The sequence below is a fragment of the Novosphingobium sp. BAM6 genome, from assembly GCF_057784955.1.
The window spans coordinates 120,960-139,264 of the sequence record NZ_JBYNTR010000007.1; the positions used below are offsets into that span (position 1 = coordinate 120,960).

Here is an 18,305-nt window from a genome sequence, read left to right on the forward strand (position 1 = left end):
AGTATCCCCTCGTGACCGATCCCAAGACCGATCTCACCGATTTCCGCCGCGAGACGCAGGCGCTTCACGCCGGGCGCGATCCCAAGGCGAACTTCGGTGTCGTCAATCCGCCGGTCTACCACTGCTCGACCGTGCTGTTCGATTCGGTCGAGGATCTGCTGGAGACCCGCCGCGATCGCGCTTCGGGCGCCTTCGTCGGCTTCACCTACGGACGCGAGGGCACGGCGACGACGCGCGCGTTCGAGGATGCGGTAACACTGCTCGAAGGCGGCTATCGCGCGATCACCACCAGCTGCGGCCTCGGTGCGATCTGCGCTTCGCTGACGGCGTTTCTGGCGGCGGGCGATCACCTGCTGATCGTCGACAGCCTCTATGGCCCGGCGCGCGATTTCTGCGAGAGCGTGCTCAAGAAATTCGGCGTCGAAGTGACCTATTATCGCCCCAACATCGGCGCCGGGATCGTCGAGCTGTTCCAGCCCAATACCAAGGTGGTCTATCTCGAAAGCCCCGGATCGCTGACCTTCGAGATGACCGATGTGCCCGCGATCACCGCGCAATGCCGCGCGCGGGGCATCAGGACGATCTTCGACAACACCTGGGGCTCGCCGATCAACTTCCGCCCGCTGGAGCACGGCGTGGACGTGTCGATCAACGCGGCCACCAAGTATATCTCGGGCCACTCGGACCTGATGCTGGGCATCGCGGTGACCACCGAGGAAGCGTTCGTGCCGGTCAAGAAGATCGCCTCGCAGTCCGGCTACTGCGCCGGGCCGGACGATATCTACATGGCGATGCGGGGCCTGCGCACACTGCCGCTGCGCATGAAGCAGCACCACGTCTCGGGCCTTGCCATTGCCGAGTGGCTGGCGGCACGCCCCGAAGTGCACCGCGTGATGCATCCCGCGCTCCCCTCCGATCCCGGTCACGCGATCTGGAGCCGCGATTACGATGGCGCCTCGGGCCTGTTCGGCTTCGTGCTGGAGGCCTGCACCGAAAAGCAGTTCGCGGCTTTCATGGACCACATGGACCTGTTCAAGCTCGGCTATTCCTGGGGCGGGTACGAGAGCCTGGTGGTGCCGACCTACCCCGAAACGCTGCGCTCGGCCTCCGAGTGGTCGGCGCCCGGACCTTCGGTGCGCATCCACGTCGGCCTCGAAGCCGTCGAAGACCTGATCGACGATCTGACCCGCGCCTTCGCGCGCATGGCCGCCGCAGCCTGATCCCTTGGCCTGACTTTTTAGCGAAGAGACACCGATGACCACGCTGATCGATATTGTCGCCGGCCCCTACAGCTTCGTTGCGAAGCTGGAAGAAGAGCTTGCCCCTGTCACCGCCGCGCGTTTCAAGGCGATGCTGCCTTATGACGAGAAGCTGATCCATGTCCGCTGGAGCGGCGAGGGCGTGTGGATTCCGCTGGGCGATGCGGTCTACGACCTGCCCTGGGAAAACCCCACGCGTTACCCGGCGCCGGGCCAGTTCATCTTCTATCCCGGCGGCTACAGCGAGTGCGAGATCCTGCTCGCCTATGGCGGCGTGGCCTTCGCCAGCAAGCTGGGGCCGCTTGCGGGCATCCACTTCCTGACCATCGTCGAGGGGTTGGAGCACCTGCCGGAGCTGGGCAAAAAGGTGCTCTGGGACGGCGCACAGAGCGTCAGCTTCCGGCTGAGGGACTGATCGCATGAGCGCTGAGGTGACGGGCAGTGTGACGAGCAAGCAGCTGCTGATCGACGGCGTCTGGACCGATCCGGTCTCGGGCGAGTGGTTCGAGACGCGCAATCCGGCGACCGGCGAACTGCTGGCGCAGATCGCGCTGGGCGGTGCGGCGGATATCGACGCGGCGGTTGCCGCCGCGCGCCGGGCGTTCGAGAGCGGGCCATGGGCGAAATTCTCTCCCGCAGACCGACAGGCCCTGATCCTGCGGCTGGCCGATCTGCTCGAAGCCCATGGCGAGGAATTCGCCCGGCTCGACACCACCGAAATGGGCTCGCCGATCCGGCACACGCGCGGATCGGTGGCGTTGCTGGTCGACCTCCTGCGCTATTACGCAGGGATCGCCCGGTCGATCGAGGGCAGCGTGCCTGCACCGTCGGACCCGGCGCTGTTCGTCGCCACGGTGAAGGAGCCGGTGGGCGTGTGCGGGGCGATCATCCCGTGGAACGGGCCGCTCTGGGCCTCGGTCCTCAAGCTCGGCCCGGTGCTGGCGAGCGGCTGCACGCTGGTCCTGAAACCTGCCGAGGATGCCAGCCTTGCCCCGTTGCGGCTGGCCGAACTGGCGCTGGAGGCAGGCGTTCCCGCCGGTGTGTTCAACGTCGTCACCGGGTTCGGCACCGATGCGGGCGCGGCGCTGGCGGCGCATCCGGGCGTCGACAAGATCGCCTTCACCGGCTCCGAAGCGACCGGACGGCGGATCGTGCAGGCCTCTGCGGGCAATCTCAAGCGGCTGTCGCTGGAGCTGGGCGGCAAGTCGCCCAACGTGGTGTTCGCCGATGCCGATCTGGAAAAGGCGGCACAGATGGCGGTCGTTGCCGCCTTCGCCAATTCGGGGCAGGTGTGCAGCGCCGGCACGCGGCTGTTTGTCGAGCGCTCGGTCCACAGCGAGTTCGCCCGCGAAGTGGCGCGGATCGCCGCGACGCTGAAGATCGGCAATGGCCTCGATCCCGAGACCGACCTTGGCCCGCTGGTTTCCGCGCGCCAGCTGGAACGCGTCTCGGCGCATATGACCGATGCTTTGACGGCAGGCGCGGAGGCCATCTCGGGCGGGGGCAGGCTGTCGGGCGAGGGGCTCGACGCCGGGTTCTTCTTCCCGCCGACCGTGCTGGTCGAGGCGCAGGACGACATGCGCTGCGTGCGCGAGGAAATCTTCGGGCCGATTCTGGCAACGCTCCCCTTCGACAGCGAGGAGGAGGTCATCGCCCGCGCCAATGCCACCGAATTCGGCCTTGGTGCAGGGCTTTGGACGCGCGACCTTGGCCGTGCGCACCGGATGTCGCGCGCGCTTAAGGCCGGATCGGTCTGGGTGAACTGCTACAACCGGATCGATCCGGCGGTATCGTCGGGCGGGATCAAGGCAAGCGGGCAGGGGCGCGAATACGGTCGCCAGCATGTCGAAGAGCACTTCCAGACCAAGTCGATCTGGATCGACACGTCGGTGTGAGGAAGTCGGGGAAGGAGCGCCTTACTTCCCCGCCATGGCGACCGCAGGCGAGGTAGCGGAGGGCGCCTTTTCCTGCAGCAGCGGCACCAGCACGCTGTTGAGGTCATCGAGGTCGAACGCGGCGGCTTTTGCGTAGCGCAGGCGCCCCGCGCGATCGATCACGAAGTTCGTCGGCACACCTTCCATCGGGCCGTAAGGCCCCTTGATGCCGCGCGCTGCGGGTATCCTCATGGCCGAGAACAGGGCCTTCAGCTTGAAGGGCGGCAGTGAGTCCTCGGTGGTGATGGCAAAGACCTTGAGCCCATGCTGACGCATCGCGGCGTAGTAGCCGTCCAGCAGCGGCAGTTCGGTGCGGCAGGGTACGCACCATGTGGCCCAGAAGTTGAGCACCACGACTTGTCCCTTGAGGTCGGAAAGGCGCACCTTGGTGCCGTCCATCAGCGTCAACTGGAAGTCGGGTGCGGGCTGGCCGACGACTGGCGTGCCCTTCGCCAGAGCAGGGACAACTGGCACGGAGGCGATCAGCAAGGCTGACGCGATTGCACCGATACTCTTCTGCCAGACTGTCATGTTAACCCCACCCGTTACAATCCGGCAATGTAACACTGGGCTGAGCCAACGCCAGCGGCTTTGGTCATGCCGTGCGGTTAACTTTCGGACATGCTGGATACCGCCTAGACCGGTTCCGGCATCCCTTTGGCAAACACTATGGGCGGCTGGCCGACGTGGCGGGTGAAGGCGGTGCTGAAGGTGCTGGCCGAGGTATAGCCCACCCGCGCGGCGACTTGCGCCACGCCGATGCGCTCGCGCCGCAGCAGATCTTTCGCCAAGGCCATGCGCCATGCGGTGAGGTACTCCATGGGAGCGAGCCCCACTTCGCGGCGGAAGCGATCGTGGAAGCTCGATCGCGAGAGCGCCGAAACGCGCGCCAGTTCGTCGATGGTCCAGCCATGCACGGGGTCCGCATGGATCGCGCGCAGCGCCACGGCCAGGCGCTCGTCCGCAAGGCCGCGCAGCAGGCCGGGCGGGGCACTGGGGCCGGAGGTGGTGCGCAGCGCCTCGATCAGCAGGACCTCGATCAGCCGAGCCATGACCACTTCCCGCCCCGGACGGCGGGCACGGGCTTCTCCGTTGACCAGTTCGACCAGCATGGTCAGCCGAGGCTCGCCGCGTACATGGACGAAGCGCGGCAGCAGCGAGAGCAGCAGTTGCGTATCGTCCGAGCCGAAATCGCAGTGGCCCACGACCATGCGGATCGTTACCGGATCGTCCGGTTCACCTAGGCGATAGTGCCCCGGCGCCAGTTCGACCGGCCAGGTGTCGATCCCCGGCGGCGGTGGCACGAGGCTGGTGTTGGTGAAGTCGTTGACGAGACTGGGCACCAGCGCGAAGTCGCCCGCGCGCAGTTCCACCGGCTCGCCGTCCTCCAGTCGGAACGAGCAGGCGCCCTCCAGCACCGCGCAGAAGAACGGCCGGTCGATGCCGATGCGCGGCACCCGCCAGCGGCCATGCCCTTCGACCAGCTTGGAATAGGTCGTACTGGGGCGCAGGAGCCCGACGATCTGGGTCAGCGGATCATGGGCCAGCGCGGTGGTGGGAAAGGGATCGAAGGCGCAAGGATCGGTCATGCCGGTAAGTTAGGTATCGGTTCGGACAAATTCAAATGAATGGCGGACGATGGATCGTGGAAGGTCCGGATTGGCATACCTACTCTGGGGCATGCGCCGCAAGGACGGTGCCCACAACAGGAGTTTCATGTCATGAACACCGTTCTCATCACCGGTTGCTCGTCGGGCTTCGGCCTTGAAACCGCGCGTCTGTTCCAGACCCGCGGCTGGAACGTGATCGCCACGATGCGCAAGCCGAACGCAGAGCTTCTCCCCGCCGCCGACAACCTGCGCATCCTGCCGCTCGACGTCACCGATGCGGACAGCATTGCGGCGGTGGTCGAGGCCGCAGGTCCGGTCGACGTGGTGGTCAACAATGCCGGGGTCGGCCTGCTCAACGCGGTCGAAGGGCTGACGATGGACAACGTGCGCGAGGTGTTCGAGACCAACACCTTCGGCACTATCGCCATGACCCGGGCCTTCATTCCGCAGATGCGGACGCGCGGATCGGGGACCATCGTCAACGTGACGTCCACGGTCACGCTGGTGCCGCTACACCTGCTGTCGGTCTACACCGCCAGCAAGGCAGCGGTGAATGCCTTCACCGAAAGCATGGCGCTGGAACTGGAGCCGTTCGGCGTACGGGCGCGGATCGTGCTGCCCGGCCTCGCGCCCAGCACCGCATTCGGTGAGAATGCGCGTGAGCGCATGGGCATGGATATTCCGGAAGCCTATGCCGATATCGCCGCCGCGATCTTCGCCAACTTCCAGAATGCCGATCAGCCGCTGACCCATCCGATCGATGTGGCCGAAGCAGTCTGGCGTGCGGCCACCGATGCGGATGCACCGATGCGCCTGCCGGCCGGGGCCGATGCGAAGATCTGGGCCGCAAAGGCGGGTTACGAAGTGGCCTGAGAGCCCGTTTGAAAATTCGCGGAACGCGAATTTTGCGGCACCGGCCCTCTCCCGCTTCGGAAAAATGCCCATCAGGCATTTTCCAAACAGTCTCTGAGGCGGGTAGGCGGCGCAGGCGAGGTGCCTCAGCCGCTTACAGCCATTTGGGCACGACCGGCTTCTCGAAGGCGGCCAGCGCGTCGATCAGCGCGTCGGGTTCGCCTTCGAGGACGACGCCGTTGCGGTGTTCGGGCGGCAGGAACTTCTGGGCGATCATCGTGTCGATGAAGGCCATGAACGGCTCGTGGAAGCCGCCGACATTGTAGAGGCCCACCGGCTTGTCGATCTCGCCCAGCTGGTTGAGCGTCCAGGCTTCCATGAATTCCTCCAGCGTGCCGATGCCGCCGGGTAGCGCGATGCAGGCATCGGCCACGTCCAGCATGCGCTCCTTGCGCACGCGCATCGAGGGGACGATCTCGTGCTCGGTCAGGCCGGGGTGCAGGTGGCCCCGGTCGAACAGGCGCTGGTTGATGACGCCGTGGACGCGGCCGCCTTCGGCCAGCGCCGCATCGGCGAGGATGCCCATCAGCCCCTTGTGCGTGCCGCCGTAGACGATGCCGATCCCGCGCTTTGCCAGCGCGCTGCCGAGCGCGGCGGCGGCTTTCTCGTAGGTATCGCCAAGCCCGGTGTTCGAGCCGCAGAACACGGCGACATGACGGATTTCGCGGATTGGCTGGGGCATCGGGACTCTCACGACAGGAAGGATTGGAACGGACTCGATCTGTATGGCCGAAACGGCAACGCTTCAAGCAGGCGCGTTGTCGCATTCGGCAACGCGCTGGCCCCCACTCGGCAACACACGCGGGCGCGGGTCTGGGGCATGAAGGAGGAGAGATGCTCCGCCACAGGGGGCACCGGATTTTAGCGACGGATACGAGAGCCATGACACCCGAACAGAACGATCTGGTCACGCTGAGCGGCAAGGACCGCCCGCTGGGGGCGCTGCTGCGCCGCTACTGGCAGCCGATCGCGCTGCTGGAGGAACTGGAAGGTCCGCGTCCGGCCAAGGCGGTGAAGGTGCTGGGGCAGGACATGGTGCTGTTCCGTGATGAGGCGGGGCGGCTTGGCCTGCTCGATCGCGACTGCCCGCATCGCGGTGCCGATCTGGCCTTCGGGCGACTGGAGGATGGCGGCCTGCGCTGTCTGTTCCACGGCTGGCTGTTCGACGTGGACGGCAACTGCATCCAGACGCCGGGGGAGCCTGCCGGATCGAAGCTGTGCAGCCGCGTGAAGCAGCGCGCCTATCCGGTGGTGGAGCAGGCGGGGATGATCTTCGGCTTCCTGGGCGAAGGCGAGCCACCGGCCTTCCCCGGCCTCGACTGCTTCGCCGCGCCGACAAGCCACGTCTTCGCGTTCAAGGGCTATCTCGACTGCAACTGGCTGCAGGCGCTGGAAGTCGGCATCGATCCGGCCCATGCCAGCTTCCTCCACCGCTTCTTCGAGGACGAGGAGGCGGATGCCTATGGCAAGCAGTTCCGCGCCCGCTCGGCCGACAGCGACATGACGATGATCCAGGTCCTGCGCGAGTTCGAGAACCCGGACATCAAGATCACGCCCACCGACATCGGCTTTCGCCTCACCGCGCTGCGTCCGCTGCCCGAGGGGCAGACCCATGTGCGCATCACCAACCTGTTCTTCCCGCAGGCTTTCGTGATCCCGCTGTCGGAGACGATGACGATCACCCAGTGGCACGTCCCGATCGACGACCATTCGTGCTACTGGTACGCCGCCTTCACCAGCTTCACCGAGGCGGTGGACAAGGCGGAAATGCGCCGCCAGCGTCTGACGCTCTACGAATTGCCGGACTACAAGCCGCGCCTCGGTCGGCACAACGACTATGGCTACGATGTGGTCGAGCAGAAGAGCAAGACCTACACCGGCATGGGCGAGGACATCAACGTCCACGACCAGTGGGCGGTGGAATCCATGGGCCGCATCCAGGACCGCACGCGTGAGCATCTGGGCACGACCGACAAGGGCATCGTCGCCTATCGCCAACTCCTGCTGAAGCAGATCCGCGCGGTGGAGAAGGGCGAGCGACCGCTGCTCGACCTCACGCCCGAGGAAGCGCTGGCCGTCGCCGATCCGGGCACAGTGGACGGCGTGGCGCCCGAAGGGGCCGATCTCGATGCCTACTGGCGCATGGTCGATGCGCGCCGTCGCGAAGCCGCGCCGTGGTTCGCAGGGATCGCGGCTGAGTGAGTGCCGATTTCATTGCCGACCACGGCTTGTGGTCGGACGAACAGCGCCGCCTCGCGGGTGAAGTGCTCGCCCGTGTCGAGGCGGAGGGGATCGAGACGATCCGCCTCGTCTTCGCCGACATGCACGGCATCCCGCGCGGCAAGACGCTGCTGGCGGCCTCGCTGAAAGGCGCGTTCGAGGACGGCTGCGCGATCACCTCGACGCTGCTTTTGAAGGATACCGCGCACCGCACTGTGGTTCCCGTATTCGCGGCGGGGGCGGGGATCGGCAATGCCGACCTGCAGGGCGGCGGCGACGTGGTCATGGTGCCCGATCCGGCGACCTTCAAGGTGCTGGGCTGGGCCAACAGGGCCGGGTGGATCCTTTGCGATCTCTACCATCACGATGGCCGCCCGGTGGTCGCCTCCACCCGGCGACTGGCGCGCGAGGCGGCGGATCGCCTTGCCGAGCGGGGCTTCGAGTACGTCAGCGGGCTGGAGGTGGAGTTCTACCTCACGAAGCTGGAAGACGCAGGGCTCGCGCCCGAGCACGCCGGACAGCCGCCCGCCCCACCGCGCGTTTCGTTGCTGCACCGGGGCTACAACTACCTGACCGAACAGCGTTACGACCAGATCGAGCCGATGGTCGAGATCCTGCGCGGGCATTGCCTTGCGCTCGGGTTGCCGCTGCACTCGATGGAAGTCGAGTTCGGGCCGAGCCAGTGCGAGTTCGTGTTCAAAACCGGCACCGGGATCGGCCCCGCCGATGACATGGTGCTGTTCCGCTCGATGGTGAAGCAGGTCGCGCGGCGCCATGGCTGGCACGCCAGCTTCATGTGCCGTCCGCAATTGCCCGAGGCGATGGCGAGCGGATGGCACCTCCACCAGTCGCTGCGCGATACGAACACCGGCGCCAACGTCTTTGCGCCGCAGGACGGCGCGCGGGGGCTGTCCACGCTCGGTCGCCGGTTCCTCGCCGGGCTGCTGGCGGGCGCCACCGCCGCCGCGCCGCTCTCGACGCCGACGATCAACGGCTACAAGCGCTATCGCCCCAATTCGCTCGCGCCCGACCGGATCGCCTGGGGGCAGGACAATCGCGGCGCGATGCTGCGCGTGCTGGCGAATGGCGCGCCCAGGCTGCGCCGGATCGAGAACCGCGTGGGCGAGCCTGCGGCCAATCCCTATCTCTATCTCGCCTCGCAGATGGTGACGGGGCTTGCCGGGATCGAGCAGAATATGGAGCCGCCCGCGCCGGTCGAAAGCCCTTACGCTGCGAATGTCGAAACCCTGCCACGCACGCTGGAGGCGGCGCTCGGCCACCTCGATGCCAGCACATTGCTGCGCGAGAAACTGGGCAGCGATTTCGTCGATCACTTCCTGCTCATCAAGCGCGCCGAGGTGGAGCGCTATAATCAGGCCGTGACAGACTGGGAGCAGCGCGAGTATTTCGACCTGTTCTGAGAGTGTTGCTTCGCCGTCCTCCGCCCGGTAGTCCGTCTCTCGCACAACGAGGAAGGATTGCCGGGCAATGGCAACAGCAACACGGGCCACGGCGATGCTGGGCAAGGCCGGGATCGCCTTCGAGACCTTCGAGTACGATTACGACCCCGGCGTCGACAGCATCGGCGAGGCGGCGGCAGCAGCGCTGGGCGTCGATCCGGCCTGCGTGTTCAAGACGCTGATGGTCATGGCCGATGGCAAGCCCGCCTGCGCCATCGCGCCGAGCAGCGGCGAAGTATCCCTGAAGCGCGTCGCCGCTGCGCTGGGCGTGAAGGCCGCCGCGATGATGAAGCCTGCCGATGCCGAGCGGATTTCCGGCTACAAGATCGGCGGCATCAGCCCGTTCGGCCAGACCCGTCGCGTGGCCGTGGTGATCGACGAGAGCGCGCTGGCCCATCCGGCAATCTATCTCAACGGCGGACGGCGCGGTTTGCAGGTGCGGCTGGCAGGCTGCGATGCGATCGAGGTGCTGGACGCGAAAGCGGCGGGAATCGCGGCGTGAGGAGCCTGACCATGCGCAAAATTGTCGCTCTCGTATCCCTGCCGCTGCTGGCGCTTCCGGCTGCGGCGATGGCGGGCGTGTTCTACAACAATCCGCAGGGCCATCAGGCCGAGCCCCAGGCGGCGATGCGCCAGGCATGGCTGGTGCGGGTGAAGCCGGGCGCCAAGGCCTATTTCTATCAGAACGTCGTCACGCCGGGCTGCCCGAACCTGACGGCGGCCTGCAAGCGCAAGGGCTATCTGTTGCCGGGCGACGTGGCGGTCGCGTCCTATACCATGAGTGCGTTCACTGTGGTCGATTTCGTCGGGCCAACCGGCACGCCCAGCGACGGCGCGATCGAGACGCGGCTGCTCGAGAACGTGCCTGCGCCGCAGTCTGGCGCGCAGGACTGGATCGGCCACTGGCAGGACAGCGAGGAGCAGCAGATCACCGTGACGCGCAGTGCCACGCCCGGTGTGCTTGCGTTCATGGGCGATGCGACATGGGGCGCGGGCGATCCCGAGCGGGTGCGCAACGGCGGCGTCCATCTCGGCAATTTCGCCGCCTATGTGAAGCCGACCGGCGGCTGGGGCGGCTTTGTGGCTGAAGTGGACGGCGGGGAGTACGATCACGGTTTCCACTGGCCCGCGTTGTCCGCGCAAAAGGGGCTGGCTTCCGACTGGACGCGGGTGTTTCCCAAGGACGATGCGCAAGGTTGCAGCGCCAGCTTCCGCCTGCTCGGCCCCTATCTGATAGCCTATACCCCGGTCGATGCCTGTGGCGGCATGAACGTGACCTTCACCGGGGTCTATCGCAAGCTGGCGCCGCGAAGGCGCTGATCTGAAGCGCTGACTTACAGGGTCACGCCGCGCTTCCAGATGCCGATGGCGCGCTCGTCATTGGCCTCGTTGCGGGCGGGTTCGCCGCTGGCGATGGCGAGAATCCGCGCCAGCAGCGCCTCGGCAGCTTCGCCCATGCCTGTGGTGAGCGCCTGCGAGGCATCGAAGTCGATCCACCCCGGCTTGTGTGCGGCGAGCGCAGCGTTCGAGGCGATCTTCATCGTCGGCACCGGACTGCCAAGCGGCGTGCCGCGTCCGGTCGAGAACAGCGTGACCGTTGCGCCTGCCGCCGCCAGCGCAGTGGTGGAAACTGCGTCGTTCCCCGGCGCTTCGAGCACGACGAGACCCGGCGTCAGCGGCGCGGCGATCCGCGCACCGTAGTCGAGAACCTCGACCACCGGCGCGAGGCCACCCTTCTGCACCGCGCCGAGCGATTTCTCCTCCAGCGTGGTGATACCGCCTGCGATATTGCCGGGGCTGGGGTTTTCCGAAACCGGCTCGCCATGGTCGATGAAGTAGCGCTTGAAGCGGTTGACCAGCGCGGCGAGGCTGTCGAACACCTCGCGACTGGTGGCGCGCTCCATCAGCAGGGTTTCGGCGCCGAAGATCTCCGGGATTTCGGTCAGGATCGCAGTGCCTCCGGCCTGTGTCACGGCATCGGCCATCAGCCCGATCAGCGGATTGGCGGTCAGCCCGCTCATCGCGTCAGAGCCACCGCACTTGACGCCGAGGCGAAGGGCCGAGAGCGGCGCAGGCGCGCGGCGGTCGTCTGCCATGACTTCCAGCAGTTCGGCCAGCAGCGCTTCCCCGGCGGCGAACTCGTCGGCCTCGGACTGCGCGCGCAGCACGCGCAGACGGTCGCGGCGCTCGGGCGGAATGCGCGTCAGCAGCGCGTCGAGCTGGTTGGATTCGCAGCCCAGCCCCAGCAGCAGCACGCCGCCCGCGTTGGGGTTCATCGCCAGCGCCGCCAGGATCGCGGCAGTCCCGTCCAGATCGGCCCCCAGTTGCGAGCAGCCGAACGGGTGGTTGAAGGCGTGAACGCCATCGATCTGCGGCATCGTCGCGCAGAGCAGGTTGCCCCGCGCGGCAAGGCGCTCACCCAGACGCCCAACGCAGCCGACGGTCGGGAGAATCCATACCTCGTTGCGCGTGCCCACGCTGCCATCGCCGCGATGGTATCCGGCGAAGCTGGGGGAGGGCTCGGAAGGGGGCGAAAGGGGCGCGGCGGAAGCGGTGAAGACGTACCCCTGCTCGCCGCGAAGGGCTGTCGCCAGATTGTGCGAATGGACATGCTCGCCCGCCGCGATGGGGCGAGTGGCGATGCCGATCGGGGCGCGATAGCGATGGACCGCTTCCCGCGGTTCGATGGCACGCACGGCGAACTTGTGCCCGGCCGGAATGTCATCGTGCAGGATTAGGCTTGTGTCGCCGCAGGTCGCTCTCTGCCCCTTCTGAAGAGGTTTCAGGGCGACTGCCACATCGTCGCTCTTGGCGATGCGCAAGGCCTCGGGAATCGCGGTGGAAGAAGGTGCGCAAGGGGCTGGCGGAGAGGCGGTAACGGTTTCACGCATATGGCGGATTTACGTCATTGCCAGCGTTGGCACAAGCGGCTAGTCGAAGGGCGACAGGAGAGATACGATGCCCCGCCTCACGCTTCATCCCGACCGTCTGTTCCCCGCCGATCCGACCACACGGGCGATCGCGCGTGAACTCTATGCCGACATCGCCGACCTGCCGATCGTCAGCCCGCACGGGCACACCGATCCGGCGTGGTTCGCCGGGAACGAGGGGTGGTCGAATGCGACCGAGCTGCTGCTGGCGCCAGACCATTACCTGTTCAGAATGCTCTATTCCCAAGGGGTTGCGCTGGATGCTCTGGCGGTGCCGCGCAGGGGCGGGATGCTGCCGGACACGAACCCTCGCGAGGCGTGGCGCACGTTTGCCAGTCACTGGCACCTGTTTGCCGGAACACCGTCGAGCATGTGGCTCAACCACGTGTTCGCGCATGTTTTCGGAATCGAGGTCACGCTCGATGCAGGGACGGCGGATCACTATTACGATCTGATCGGAGAGGCGCTGAAAACGGCGCAATTCCGGCCTCGCGCGCTGTTCGAGCGGTTCAATATCGAACTGCTGGCAACCACCGAAGGCGCCGATGACGACCTTGCGCATCACAAGGCGATCCGCGCTTCGGGCTGGCGCGGAAACGTCGTCACTACTTATCGACCGGACTCGGTGATCGACCCGGATCATGAGGAATTTTCCAGCGCGATCAAGCGTTTCGGCGAACTCTCGGGCGAGGACGTGCTGAGCTGGAAGGGCTATCTTGCCGCTCATCGCCGTCGCCGCGCCGATTTTCGCGCGATGGGCGCGACGGCGACGGATCACGGCTTCCTGACCCCCCGAACAGCCAATCTCTCGACTGCCGAGTGCGAGGCATTGTTCGGAAAAGTCGTTTCCGGCCAGGCGGATGCAGGCGAGGCTGAGCTGTTTCGCGCGCAGATGCTCACCGAAATGGCGCGCATGAGTCTGGAGGATGGCATGACCATGCAGATCCACCCCGGTTCATGCCGCAACCACAACGCCCGGCTTTTCGCCAGCCATGGTCGAGACAAGGGCGCCGACATTCCGCAGGCCACCGAATATGTCGAGGCGCTGCGCCCGATGCTCGATCTGTTCGGCAATGAGCCGGACCTGACCGTGATCCTGTTCACGCTGGACGAGACAACCTATTCGCGCGAACTGGCGCCGCTGGCCGGGCACTATCCGGCGTTGCGTCTCGGGCCATCGTGGTGGTTCCATGACAGCCCCGAAGGCATGCGCCGCTTCCGCGAAATGACCACGGAAACCGCCGGTTTCCACAATACCGTGGGCTTCAACGACGATACGCGCGCGTTCCTCTCGATCCCCGCGCGCCACGATGTCGCACGCCGGATCGACTGCGGTTTCCTTGCGCGTCTGGTCGCCGAGCATCGCATGGAAGACTGGCAGGCCGCCGAACTTGCGCGGGAACTGACGGTAGGGCTGGTGCGCAAGGCCTATGGCCTGAAGGCGCCGCAACCGGAAATGGTCGGCGCCTGATGCGCCTGTCGCAAGCAGCCTTGGCAGCCCTGCCCGCAGACGTGGCAAAGCCGGGCTATGATCGTACCGAAACGCGGTGTGGCGTCGTCCATTTCGGGCCCGGCGCGTTTCATCGGGCGCATCAGGCGGCGGCATTCGATACGCTGCTGGGCCACGATCCGCGCTGGGGCATCACCGGTGTCAGCCTGCATTCGCGTGGTGTTGCCGATGCGCTCAATCCACAGGACGGACTTTACACGCTGGCGCTGCTCGACGCCGTGACGGACTATCGCGTGATCGGTAGCATCGGGCAAATTCTGACCGCAGACCAGACTGCGGCGATCCTGGCTGCGCTGACCGACCCGCAGACCCGGATCATCTCGGCTACCGTGACCGAAAAAGGCTATTGCCTTGGCGCGGGCGGCGCTCTGGATTTCGGAAATGCCGCGATTTTGGCCGATATCGATGCCGCCGGAAACGGTCCTGTGTGGCAGCCTTCCTCTTTCCCCGGCTGGGTGGTGCGAGCGCTTCAGGCGCGGCGCCATTCCGGTGCAGGCCCGATAACGGTACTGTCGTGCGACAATCTCACCGATAATGGCCGAAAGCTCGAAGGCGCCGTGCGTTCGCTTGCTGAAACAGTCGATCCGGAACTGGCGCGGGCATTGCCGGAATTGGCCAGCTTTCCCAATGCGATGGTCGATTCGATCACACCGGCGACCGACGATGCCCTGCGCGCGCAGGGCATGGCAGCAACCGGCCTGGAGGACGCCTGGCCGATCCAGCGTGAGCGGTTCTCGCAGTGGGTGATCGAGGATCGCTTCGTAACCGAGCGCCCCGAACTTGAATGCGCGGGCGTTACGTTTGCGACGGACGTCCGCCCGTTCGAGCAGGCCAAGTTACGGTTGCTCAATGGTGCGCATTCTTCGCTTGCCTACATCGGACTGGGACGGGGCCACGAAACCGTCGCGGATGCGATGGCCGATGCCGAACTGGCGCGCTTTGTAGAGCGGCTTATGCGTGAGGACATCGCACCTACGGTGTCCCCGCCACCCGGACTGGACCTTGCGCAATATATCACCGATGTTCTGGCGCGCTTCGCCAATCCGGCGATCCGTCACCTGCTCTCGCAGATCGCCTGGGATGGATCGCAGAAATTGCCCTATCGTCTGCTGGGGACGGTGCGCGATACGCTTTCGGCGGGACGCGGTGTCGAGCGGCTGGCACTGCCGGTCGCCGCATGGGTGCGATTTGTGGACCGTGCTGCGCGTGAGGGCCGTTCGCTTGTCGATCCGCTGGCCGATACGTTGTTGGCGCGGGCTGGCGAGTGGCGGGCGATGTTGGCCCTGACAGAGGTGTTCGGCGATCTTGGCGCCGATAGTCGCTTCACGAATGCAGTCGAGCATGGTCTGGCGGTGCTGGAAAGGGGAAGCCTTTCCTAACCCGTCCAGCGCGCGCAGGATTCGCCGGGATCGAGCGTGAGCGCGGGGATGGTGGCTGGTTCGCTGTCGATATTGTCGATGCGATCAAGCAGGCGTCGTGCCGCTTCGCTGGCGATCCGGTCGAACGGACGGATCACGGTGGCAAGGGCCGGGCTGACCATACTGGCCAGCAGGCTTCCGTCAAAGCCGATCACGGACAGGTCGTGCGGCACGGCAATGCCATGCTGTGCTGCGTATTTCAGAACGCCTGCTGCCATGACATCGTTGGCGGCGAAGATGGCGCTGGGGCGCTCGTCGGAGGACAGAAGTATGTCGGCGCCGGTGATGCCTGAGGCAAACCCGTAGTCCCCCGGTGATTGCGTAACCGTAATTCCCGCATCTTGGGCGGCCGACAGGAAGCCCTGGCGACGCTGCGTGGCCGAGGCTGTCTCTACCGGGCCGTTGATCAAACCCAGATGGCGATGTCCCATTGCGATCAGGTGGCGGGCGACCATCGCGGCAGCCTCCTGTTCGTCGCTGAGAATGACTTCACCATAATGGGGCAGCGGCACCGAGGATACCGCTATGGCGGGTAAGCCATTCCTGGCGAGAACTTGGGCCAATGGTTCCAGCCCGGAAACGGGCGGCATCACGATGAGCCCATCGACGCGCGAGCGTTGGAGAAACGACAGTACGTCCAAGGCGGCGTCTTGCGGGTCAAGCGGGCAGGGATGCACGACCAGTTCGTAGCCGCGTGCGCTGGCATGGTTGACGATCCCGCGCTGCACGGCGTCAAGCACCAGCGCATTACGATCGTTATGAACCAGCCCGATCAGGAACGAGCGCCCCATGGCGAGCGCCCGGCCACGCGGGGAGGGACGAAAGTCGAGCCGCGCAATGGCGGCCTCGATCCGCTCACGCGTGGCCGCGTTGACCTTCGGAGACTTGTTGAGCACGCGCGAGACGGTGCGGATCGAAACACCGGCCTCGCTGGCAACGTGTTCGATGGTCGGACCGGAGGCGGTAAAGGGGCGTGCCATGCAGGCGTGGTAACGCAGATGCAGGGGCGATCAAGCCGAAAGCCTTGACCGGAAGACTCAATTCCCGGGCGTGGCCGGGGTGGTTTGCGGATCGCGTTGCGCGGGTGCGCTTGCCTTGGTCTTGGTCTTGGTCTTGGCATCCTTCAGGGTCGCACCGGTGATGCGGTTCATCTTGCGTCTGGAAAGCACATTTGCGACATCGGCATAGGCTGCTTTGAGATAGCGGCGGTAGAAAGCCGACATTTCGTTCGGCATCGTGGCGTCCGTTTCGAACAGGCTCAGGATCTTGTCGGCGCTGCCATCGCCCGATGATCGGGACCCACCCAGCGTCCGCCTGGCGGCATAGTCGGCGATCTGTGTCGATGTGATGCCAAGCCCCCCGTTTTGCCGGAGGCGTGAGCAAACGCGAAGGCAGCGTTGTTGTCGATAAACGAGGAAGAACGGTAACTGACGCTCAACGACATATTGATCCAGATTTCCTATCGATAGATCTTATTTCATATATTGGACTATCGGCTGCGTTGCGTCCATGGGCGAGGCATGACGCTGGAGACAACTGGATCAGAGCCTGATGAGATGCCCGCGGGTGTTGCAGGGATCATGCTGCGGGCCGAGGGTGAGGTGCTGGGTAGCGCCTATGAAGGCATCGAGAGTGGTACGCGCGACTATCGCCGAGCCGGCATTGCGCTGTTCCTTGCCGGTTTCGCAACCTTTTCGCTGCTTTACTGCGTGCAGCCGCTGCTGCCCGAGTTCACGAGAGACTACCACGTCAGCCCGGCGACAAGTTCGCTGGCGCTTTCGCTGACGACAGGCGCGCTCGCGCTCGCGATTTTTGCCAGCGGTGCTGTGTCGCAGTTGCTGCCGCGGCGCCCTCTCATGTTCGGATCGATGGCGCTGGCGGCGCTGTGCAATCTGGCTGCTGCTGCGGCGCCGACGTGGACGCTGCTGCTGCTGGCGCGTTTGCTGGAAGGGGTGGCGCTCGGCGGCGTTCCTGCCGTGGCCATGGCGTATCTGGGTGAAGAGATGCACGCCCGGGATCTGGGCAAGGCCATGGGGCGCTACGTCGGGGGAACGGCTTTCGGCGGCATGATGGGGCGTGTCGGCATGGGGCTGCTGACGGAGTTTACCTCATGGCAGGTTGCGATGGCAGCCTTGGGTGGTCTGGGCATACTTGCTGCGGTGGGTTTTGCTCTGCTGTTGCCGCCGTCGCGGCGTTTTGCCGTTCAGAAGAGTTTCGAGCCAGCCTACCACGCACGCGCCTGGGGTGGGCATCTGAACCATCGATACCTGCCGCGGCTGTTTGGTGTCGGTTTCGTGCTCACCAGCGTATTCGTCGTGGTTTTCAACTACGCTGGCTTTCGCTTGTCGGCGCCGCCCTATAGTCTGGGCGCGACAGCGATCAGTCTGATTTTCCTGAGCTATGTTTCCGGCATTTTCGTTTCGCCATGGGCGGGGCAACTCGCGGACCGCTGGGGGCGCCGCTGGCCATTGGCCGGTGCCCTCGCGCTGATGGCCATCGGATCGCTGGTAACGCTGGGCGCCTCGCTGGCGCTGATCGCGCTGGGCATTCTGCTTGTAACGATAGGGTTCTTCGCAGCCCATGCCGTTGCCAGTTCATGGGTTGGGCGCCTGGGTGGCAAGGCCAAGAGCCATGCGACATCGCTGTATCTTCTGGCCTACTACCTTGGATCCAGCGTGACCGGTTCGATCGGCGGATGGGTTTGGCAGCACGGTGCCTGGCCAGGTGTGGTGGCCTTGACCACGGCACTGGCGGGGGCTGGCGTCGCTCTGGCGATTTCGATCCGTCACGAAGGAGCTTGATGGCCCGCGTGGCCGCTGATTGGCTGCAAAAGGCAAGATAGCGAAACCTCGACACCGGCGAGCGCGCCTTACGGCCACCGATGCAAGACCGTGCAAGTTCGCTGAACCCGGTATCCGAAATTTTCGATACAGCACGTTACAGGATTGCTAACGCGAATGGATTTCATTAGCACGCGTTTCCGGAAGGGGCCGGGAATGCGGCGCGAGGCCAACCGGCACGCGTGATTCCCTCAGATGTTCCGGTCGAACGT

General features: G+C 65.5%; 17 protein-coding genes. 11 read left to right on the top strand and 6 right to left on the bottom strand.

Annotated features, from left to right (window positions below):
- The first annotated feature begins 11 nt into the window (after window positions 1-11).
- From metC to AC3EC3_RS16335, 3 genes are read left to right on the top strand one after another with little or no spacing between them, the layout of a single operon-like run.
- Window positions 12-1,220: a cystathionine beta-lyase gene (gene metC / locus AC3EC3_RS16325; RefSeq protein ID WP_488490662.1), complete on the top strand. Its 1,209-nt coding sequence runs from the start codon at window positions 12-14 to the stop codon at window positions 1,218-1,220.
- Between the two features lie 34 nt (window positions 1,221-1,254).
- Complete coding sequence (locus AC3EC3_RS16330) at window positions 1,255-1,674, top strand: DUF3830 family protein (protein WP_488490663.1); 420 nt, start codon at window positions 1,255-1,257, stop codon at window positions 1,672-1,674.
- Window positions 1,675-1,678: 4 nt separating this feature from the next.
- Complete coding sequence (locus AC3EC3_RS16335) at window positions 1,679-3,154, top strand: aldehyde dehydrogenase family protein (protein ID WP_488490664.1); 1,476 nt, start codon at window positions 1,679-1,681, stop codon at window positions 3,152-3,154.
- A 21-nt stretch (window positions 3,155-3,175) separates the two neighbouring features.
- Here the strand turns inward: AC3EC3_RS16335 and AC3EC3_RS16340 are convergent, their stop codons facing one another.
- Together AC3EC3_RS16340 and AC3EC3_RS16345 are read right to left on the bottom strand one after the other, a co-directional pair.
- The gene (locus AC3EC3_RS16340) at window positions 3,176-3,724 is read right to left on the bottom strand and encodes a TlpA family protein disulfide reductase (protein WP_488490665.1); all 549 of its coding nucleotides are present in this window, start codon (window positions 3,722-3,724) and stop codon (window positions 3,176-3,178) included.
- A 104-nt stretch (window positions 3,725-3,828) separates the two neighbouring features.
- Window positions 3,829-4,782 carry an AraC family transcriptional regulator gene (locus tag AC3EC3_RS16345; protein ID WP_488490666.1) on the bottom strand — a complete coding sequence of 318 codons (954 nt, stop codon included), beginning with the start codon at window positions 4,780-4,782 and terminating at the stop codon, window positions 3,829-3,831.
- A 132-nt stretch (window positions 4,783-4,914) separates the two neighbouring features.
- On the opposite strand from AC3EC3_RS16345, the gene AC3EC3_RS16350 reads away from it, so the two are divergent.
- Window positions 4,915-5,676 carry an SDR family oxidoreductase gene (locus AC3EC3_RS16350; RefSeq protein ID WP_488490667.1) on the top strand — a complete coding sequence of 254 codons (762 nt, stop codon included), beginning with the start codon at window positions 4,915-4,917 and terminating at the stop codon, window positions 5,674-5,676.
- Between the two features lie 133 nt (window positions 5,677-5,809).
- Here AC3EC3_RS16350 and AC3EC3_RS16355 read toward each other — a convergent pair whose 3' ends face one another.
- Window positions 5,810-6,397, bottom strand: a complete 588-nt coding sequence (locus tag AC3EC3_RS16355) for an LOG family protein (protein ID WP_488490668.1) — start codon at window positions 6,395-6,397, stop codon at window positions 5,810-5,812.
- Between the two features lie 200 nt (window positions 6,398-6,597).
- On the opposite strand from AC3EC3_RS16355, the gene AC3EC3_RS16360 reads away from it, so the two are divergent.
- The 4 genes from AC3EC3_RS16360 (at window position 6,598) to AC3EC3_RS16375 (ending at window position 10,715) form a co-directional block, all read left to right on the top strand.
- On the top strand, window positions 6,598-7,917 hold the full coding sequence (locus tag AC3EC3_RS16360; protein WP_488490669.1) for a Rieske 2Fe-2S domain-containing protein: 1,320 nt from the start codon (window positions 6,598-6,600) through the stop codon (window positions 7,915-7,917).
- Window positions 7,914-9,356, top strand: coding sequence for a glutamine synthetase family protein (locus tag AC3EC3_RS16365; protein WP_488490670.1), 1,443 nt, complete (start codon window positions 7,914-7,916; stop codon window positions 9,354-9,356). Before AC3EC3_RS16360 ends, AC3EC3_RS16365 begins: the two co-directional genes overlap by 4 nt.
- A 67-nt stretch (window positions 9,357-9,423) precedes the next feature.
- On the top strand, window positions 9,424-9,897 hold the full coding sequence (gene ybaK, locus AC3EC3_RS16370; protein WP_488490671.1) for a Cys-tRNA(Pro) deacylase: 474 nt from the start codon (window positions 9,424-9,426) through the stop codon (window positions 9,895-9,897).
- 11 nt (window positions 9,898-9,908) lie between these two features.
- Entirely contained in the window at window positions 9,909-10,715 is an 807-nt protein-coding gene (locus AC3EC3_RS16375; protein WP_488490672.1) for a hypothetical protein, read from the top strand.
- 14 nt (window positions 10,716-10,729) lie between these two features.
- Here AC3EC3_RS16375 and AC3EC3_RS16380 read toward each other — a convergent pair whose 3' ends face one another.
- Entirely contained in the window at window positions 10,730-12,286 is a 1,557-nt protein-coding gene (locus AC3EC3_RS16380; protein WP_488490673.1) for a UxaA family hydrolase, read from the bottom strand.
- 67 nt (window positions 12,287-12,353) lie between these two features.
- Between AC3EC3_RS16380 and uxaC the strand changes: the two genes are divergently transcribed.
- The gene (gene uxaC / locus AC3EC3_RS16385; protein WP_488490674.1) at window positions 12,354-13,796 is read left to right on the top strand and encodes a glucuronate isomerase; all 1,443 of its coding nucleotides are present in this window, start codon (window positions 12,354-12,356) and stop codon (window positions 13,794-13,796) included.
- On the top strand, window positions 13,796-15,214 hold the full coding sequence (locus tag AC3EC3_RS16390) for a mannitol dehydrogenase family protein (protein WP_488490675.1): 1,419 nt from the start codon (window positions 13,796-13,798) through the stop codon (window positions 15,212-15,214). The genes uxaC and AC3EC3_RS16390 overlap by 1 nt, the downstream gene beginning before the upstream one ends.
- Here the strand turns inward: AC3EC3_RS16390 and AC3EC3_RS16395 are convergent.
- Both AC3EC3_RS16395 and AC3EC3_RS16400 read right to left on the bottom strand, forming a co-directional pair.
- On the bottom strand, window positions 15,211-16,233 hold the full coding sequence (locus AC3EC3_RS16395; protein ID WP_488490676.1) for a LacI family DNA-binding transcriptional regulator: 1,023 nt from the start codon (window positions 16,231-16,233) through the stop codon (window positions 15,211-15,213). The two genes, AC3EC3_RS16390 and AC3EC3_RS16395, sit on opposite strands and share 4 nt — an antisense overlap.
- 57 nt (window positions 16,234-16,290) lie before the next feature.
- Window positions 16,291-16,488: a hypothetical protein gene (locus AC3EC3_RS16400; RefSeq protein WP_488490677.1), complete on the bottom strand. Its 198-nt coding sequence runs from the start codon at window positions 16,486-16,488 to the stop codon at window positions 16,291-16,293.
- Window positions 16,489-16,773: 285 nt separating this feature from the next.
- Here AC3EC3_RS16400 and AC3EC3_RS16405 point away from each other — a divergent pair, with 285 nt between their 5' ends.
- Window positions 16,774-18,054 (top strand): MFS transporter, encoded by a 1,281-nt coding sequence (locus tag AC3EC3_RS16405; protein ID WP_488490678.1) that lies wholly within the window; start codon window positions 16,774-16,776, stop codon window positions 18,052-18,054.
- Window positions 18,055-18,305: the final 251 nt, after the last annotated feature.

What these genes read in the sequence shown, in the direction of transcription:
- uxaC (WP_488490674.1), top strand. Translation starts at nt 12,354, where the DNA reads ATGCCCCGCCTCACGCTTCATCCCGACCGTCTGTTCCCCGCCGATCCG.
- AC3EC3_RS16345 (WP_488490666.1), bottom strand. Translation starts at nt 4,782, where the DNA reads ATGACCGATCCTTGCGCCTTCGATCCCTTTCCCACCACCGCGCTGGCC.
- ybaK (WP_488490671.1), top strand. Translation starts at nt 9,424, where the DNA reads ATGGCAACAGCAACACGGGCCACGGCGATGCTGGGCAAGGCCGGGATC.
- AC3EC3_RS16390 (WP_488490675.1), top strand. Translation starts at nt 13,796, where the DNA reads ATGCGCCTGTCGCAAGCAGCCTTGGCAGCCCTGCCCGCAGACGTGGCA.
- AC3EC3_RS16350 (WP_488490667.1), top strand. Translation starts at nt 4,915, where the DNA reads ATGAACACCGTTCTCATCACCGGTTGCTCGTCGGGCTTCGGCCTTGAA.
- AC3EC3_RS16355 (WP_488490668.1), bottom strand. Translation starts at nt 6,397, where the DNA reads ATGCCCCAGCCAATCCGCGAAATCCGTCATGTCGCCGTGTTCTGCGGC.
- AC3EC3_RS16330 (WP_488490663.1), top strand. Translation starts at nt 1,255, where the DNA reads ATGACCACGCTGATCGATATTGTCGCCGGCCCCTACAGCTTCGTTGCG.
- AC3EC3_RS16375 (WP_488490672.1), top strand. Translation starts at nt 9,909, where the DNA reads ATGCGCAAAATTGTCGCTCTCGTATCCCTGCCGCTGCTGGCGCTTCCG.
- AC3EC3_RS16395 (WP_488490676.1), bottom strand. Translation starts at nt 16,233, where the DNA reads ATGGCACGCCCCTTTACCGCCTCCGGTCCGACCATCGAACACGTTGCC.
- AC3EC3_RS16400 (WP_488490677.1), bottom strand. Translation starts at nt 16,488, where the DNA reads ATGCCGAACGAAATGTCGGCTTTCTACCGCCGCTATCTCAAAGCAGCC.
- AC3EC3_RS16405 (WP_488490678.1), top strand. Translation starts at nt 16,774, where the DNA reads ATGACGCTGGAGACAACTGGATCAGAGCCTGATGAGATGCCCGCGGGT.
- AC3EC3_RS16380 (WP_488490673.1), bottom strand. Translation starts at nt 12,286, where the DNA reads ATGCGTGAAACCGTTACCGCCTCTCCGCCAGCCCCTTGCGCACCTTCT.
- AC3EC3_RS16340 (WP_488490665.1), bottom strand. Translation starts at nt 3,724, where the DNA reads ATGACAGTCTGGCAGAAGAGTATCGGTGCAATCGCGTCAGCCTTGCTG.
- AC3EC3_RS16335 (WP_488490664.1), top strand. Translation starts at nt 1,679, where the DNA reads ATGAGCGCTGAGGTGACGGGCAGTGTGACGAGCAAGCAGCTGCTGATC.
- AC3EC3_RS16360 (WP_488490669.1), top strand. Translation starts at nt 6,598, where the DNA reads ATGACACCCGAACAGAACGATCTGGTCACGCTGAGCGGCAAGGACCGC.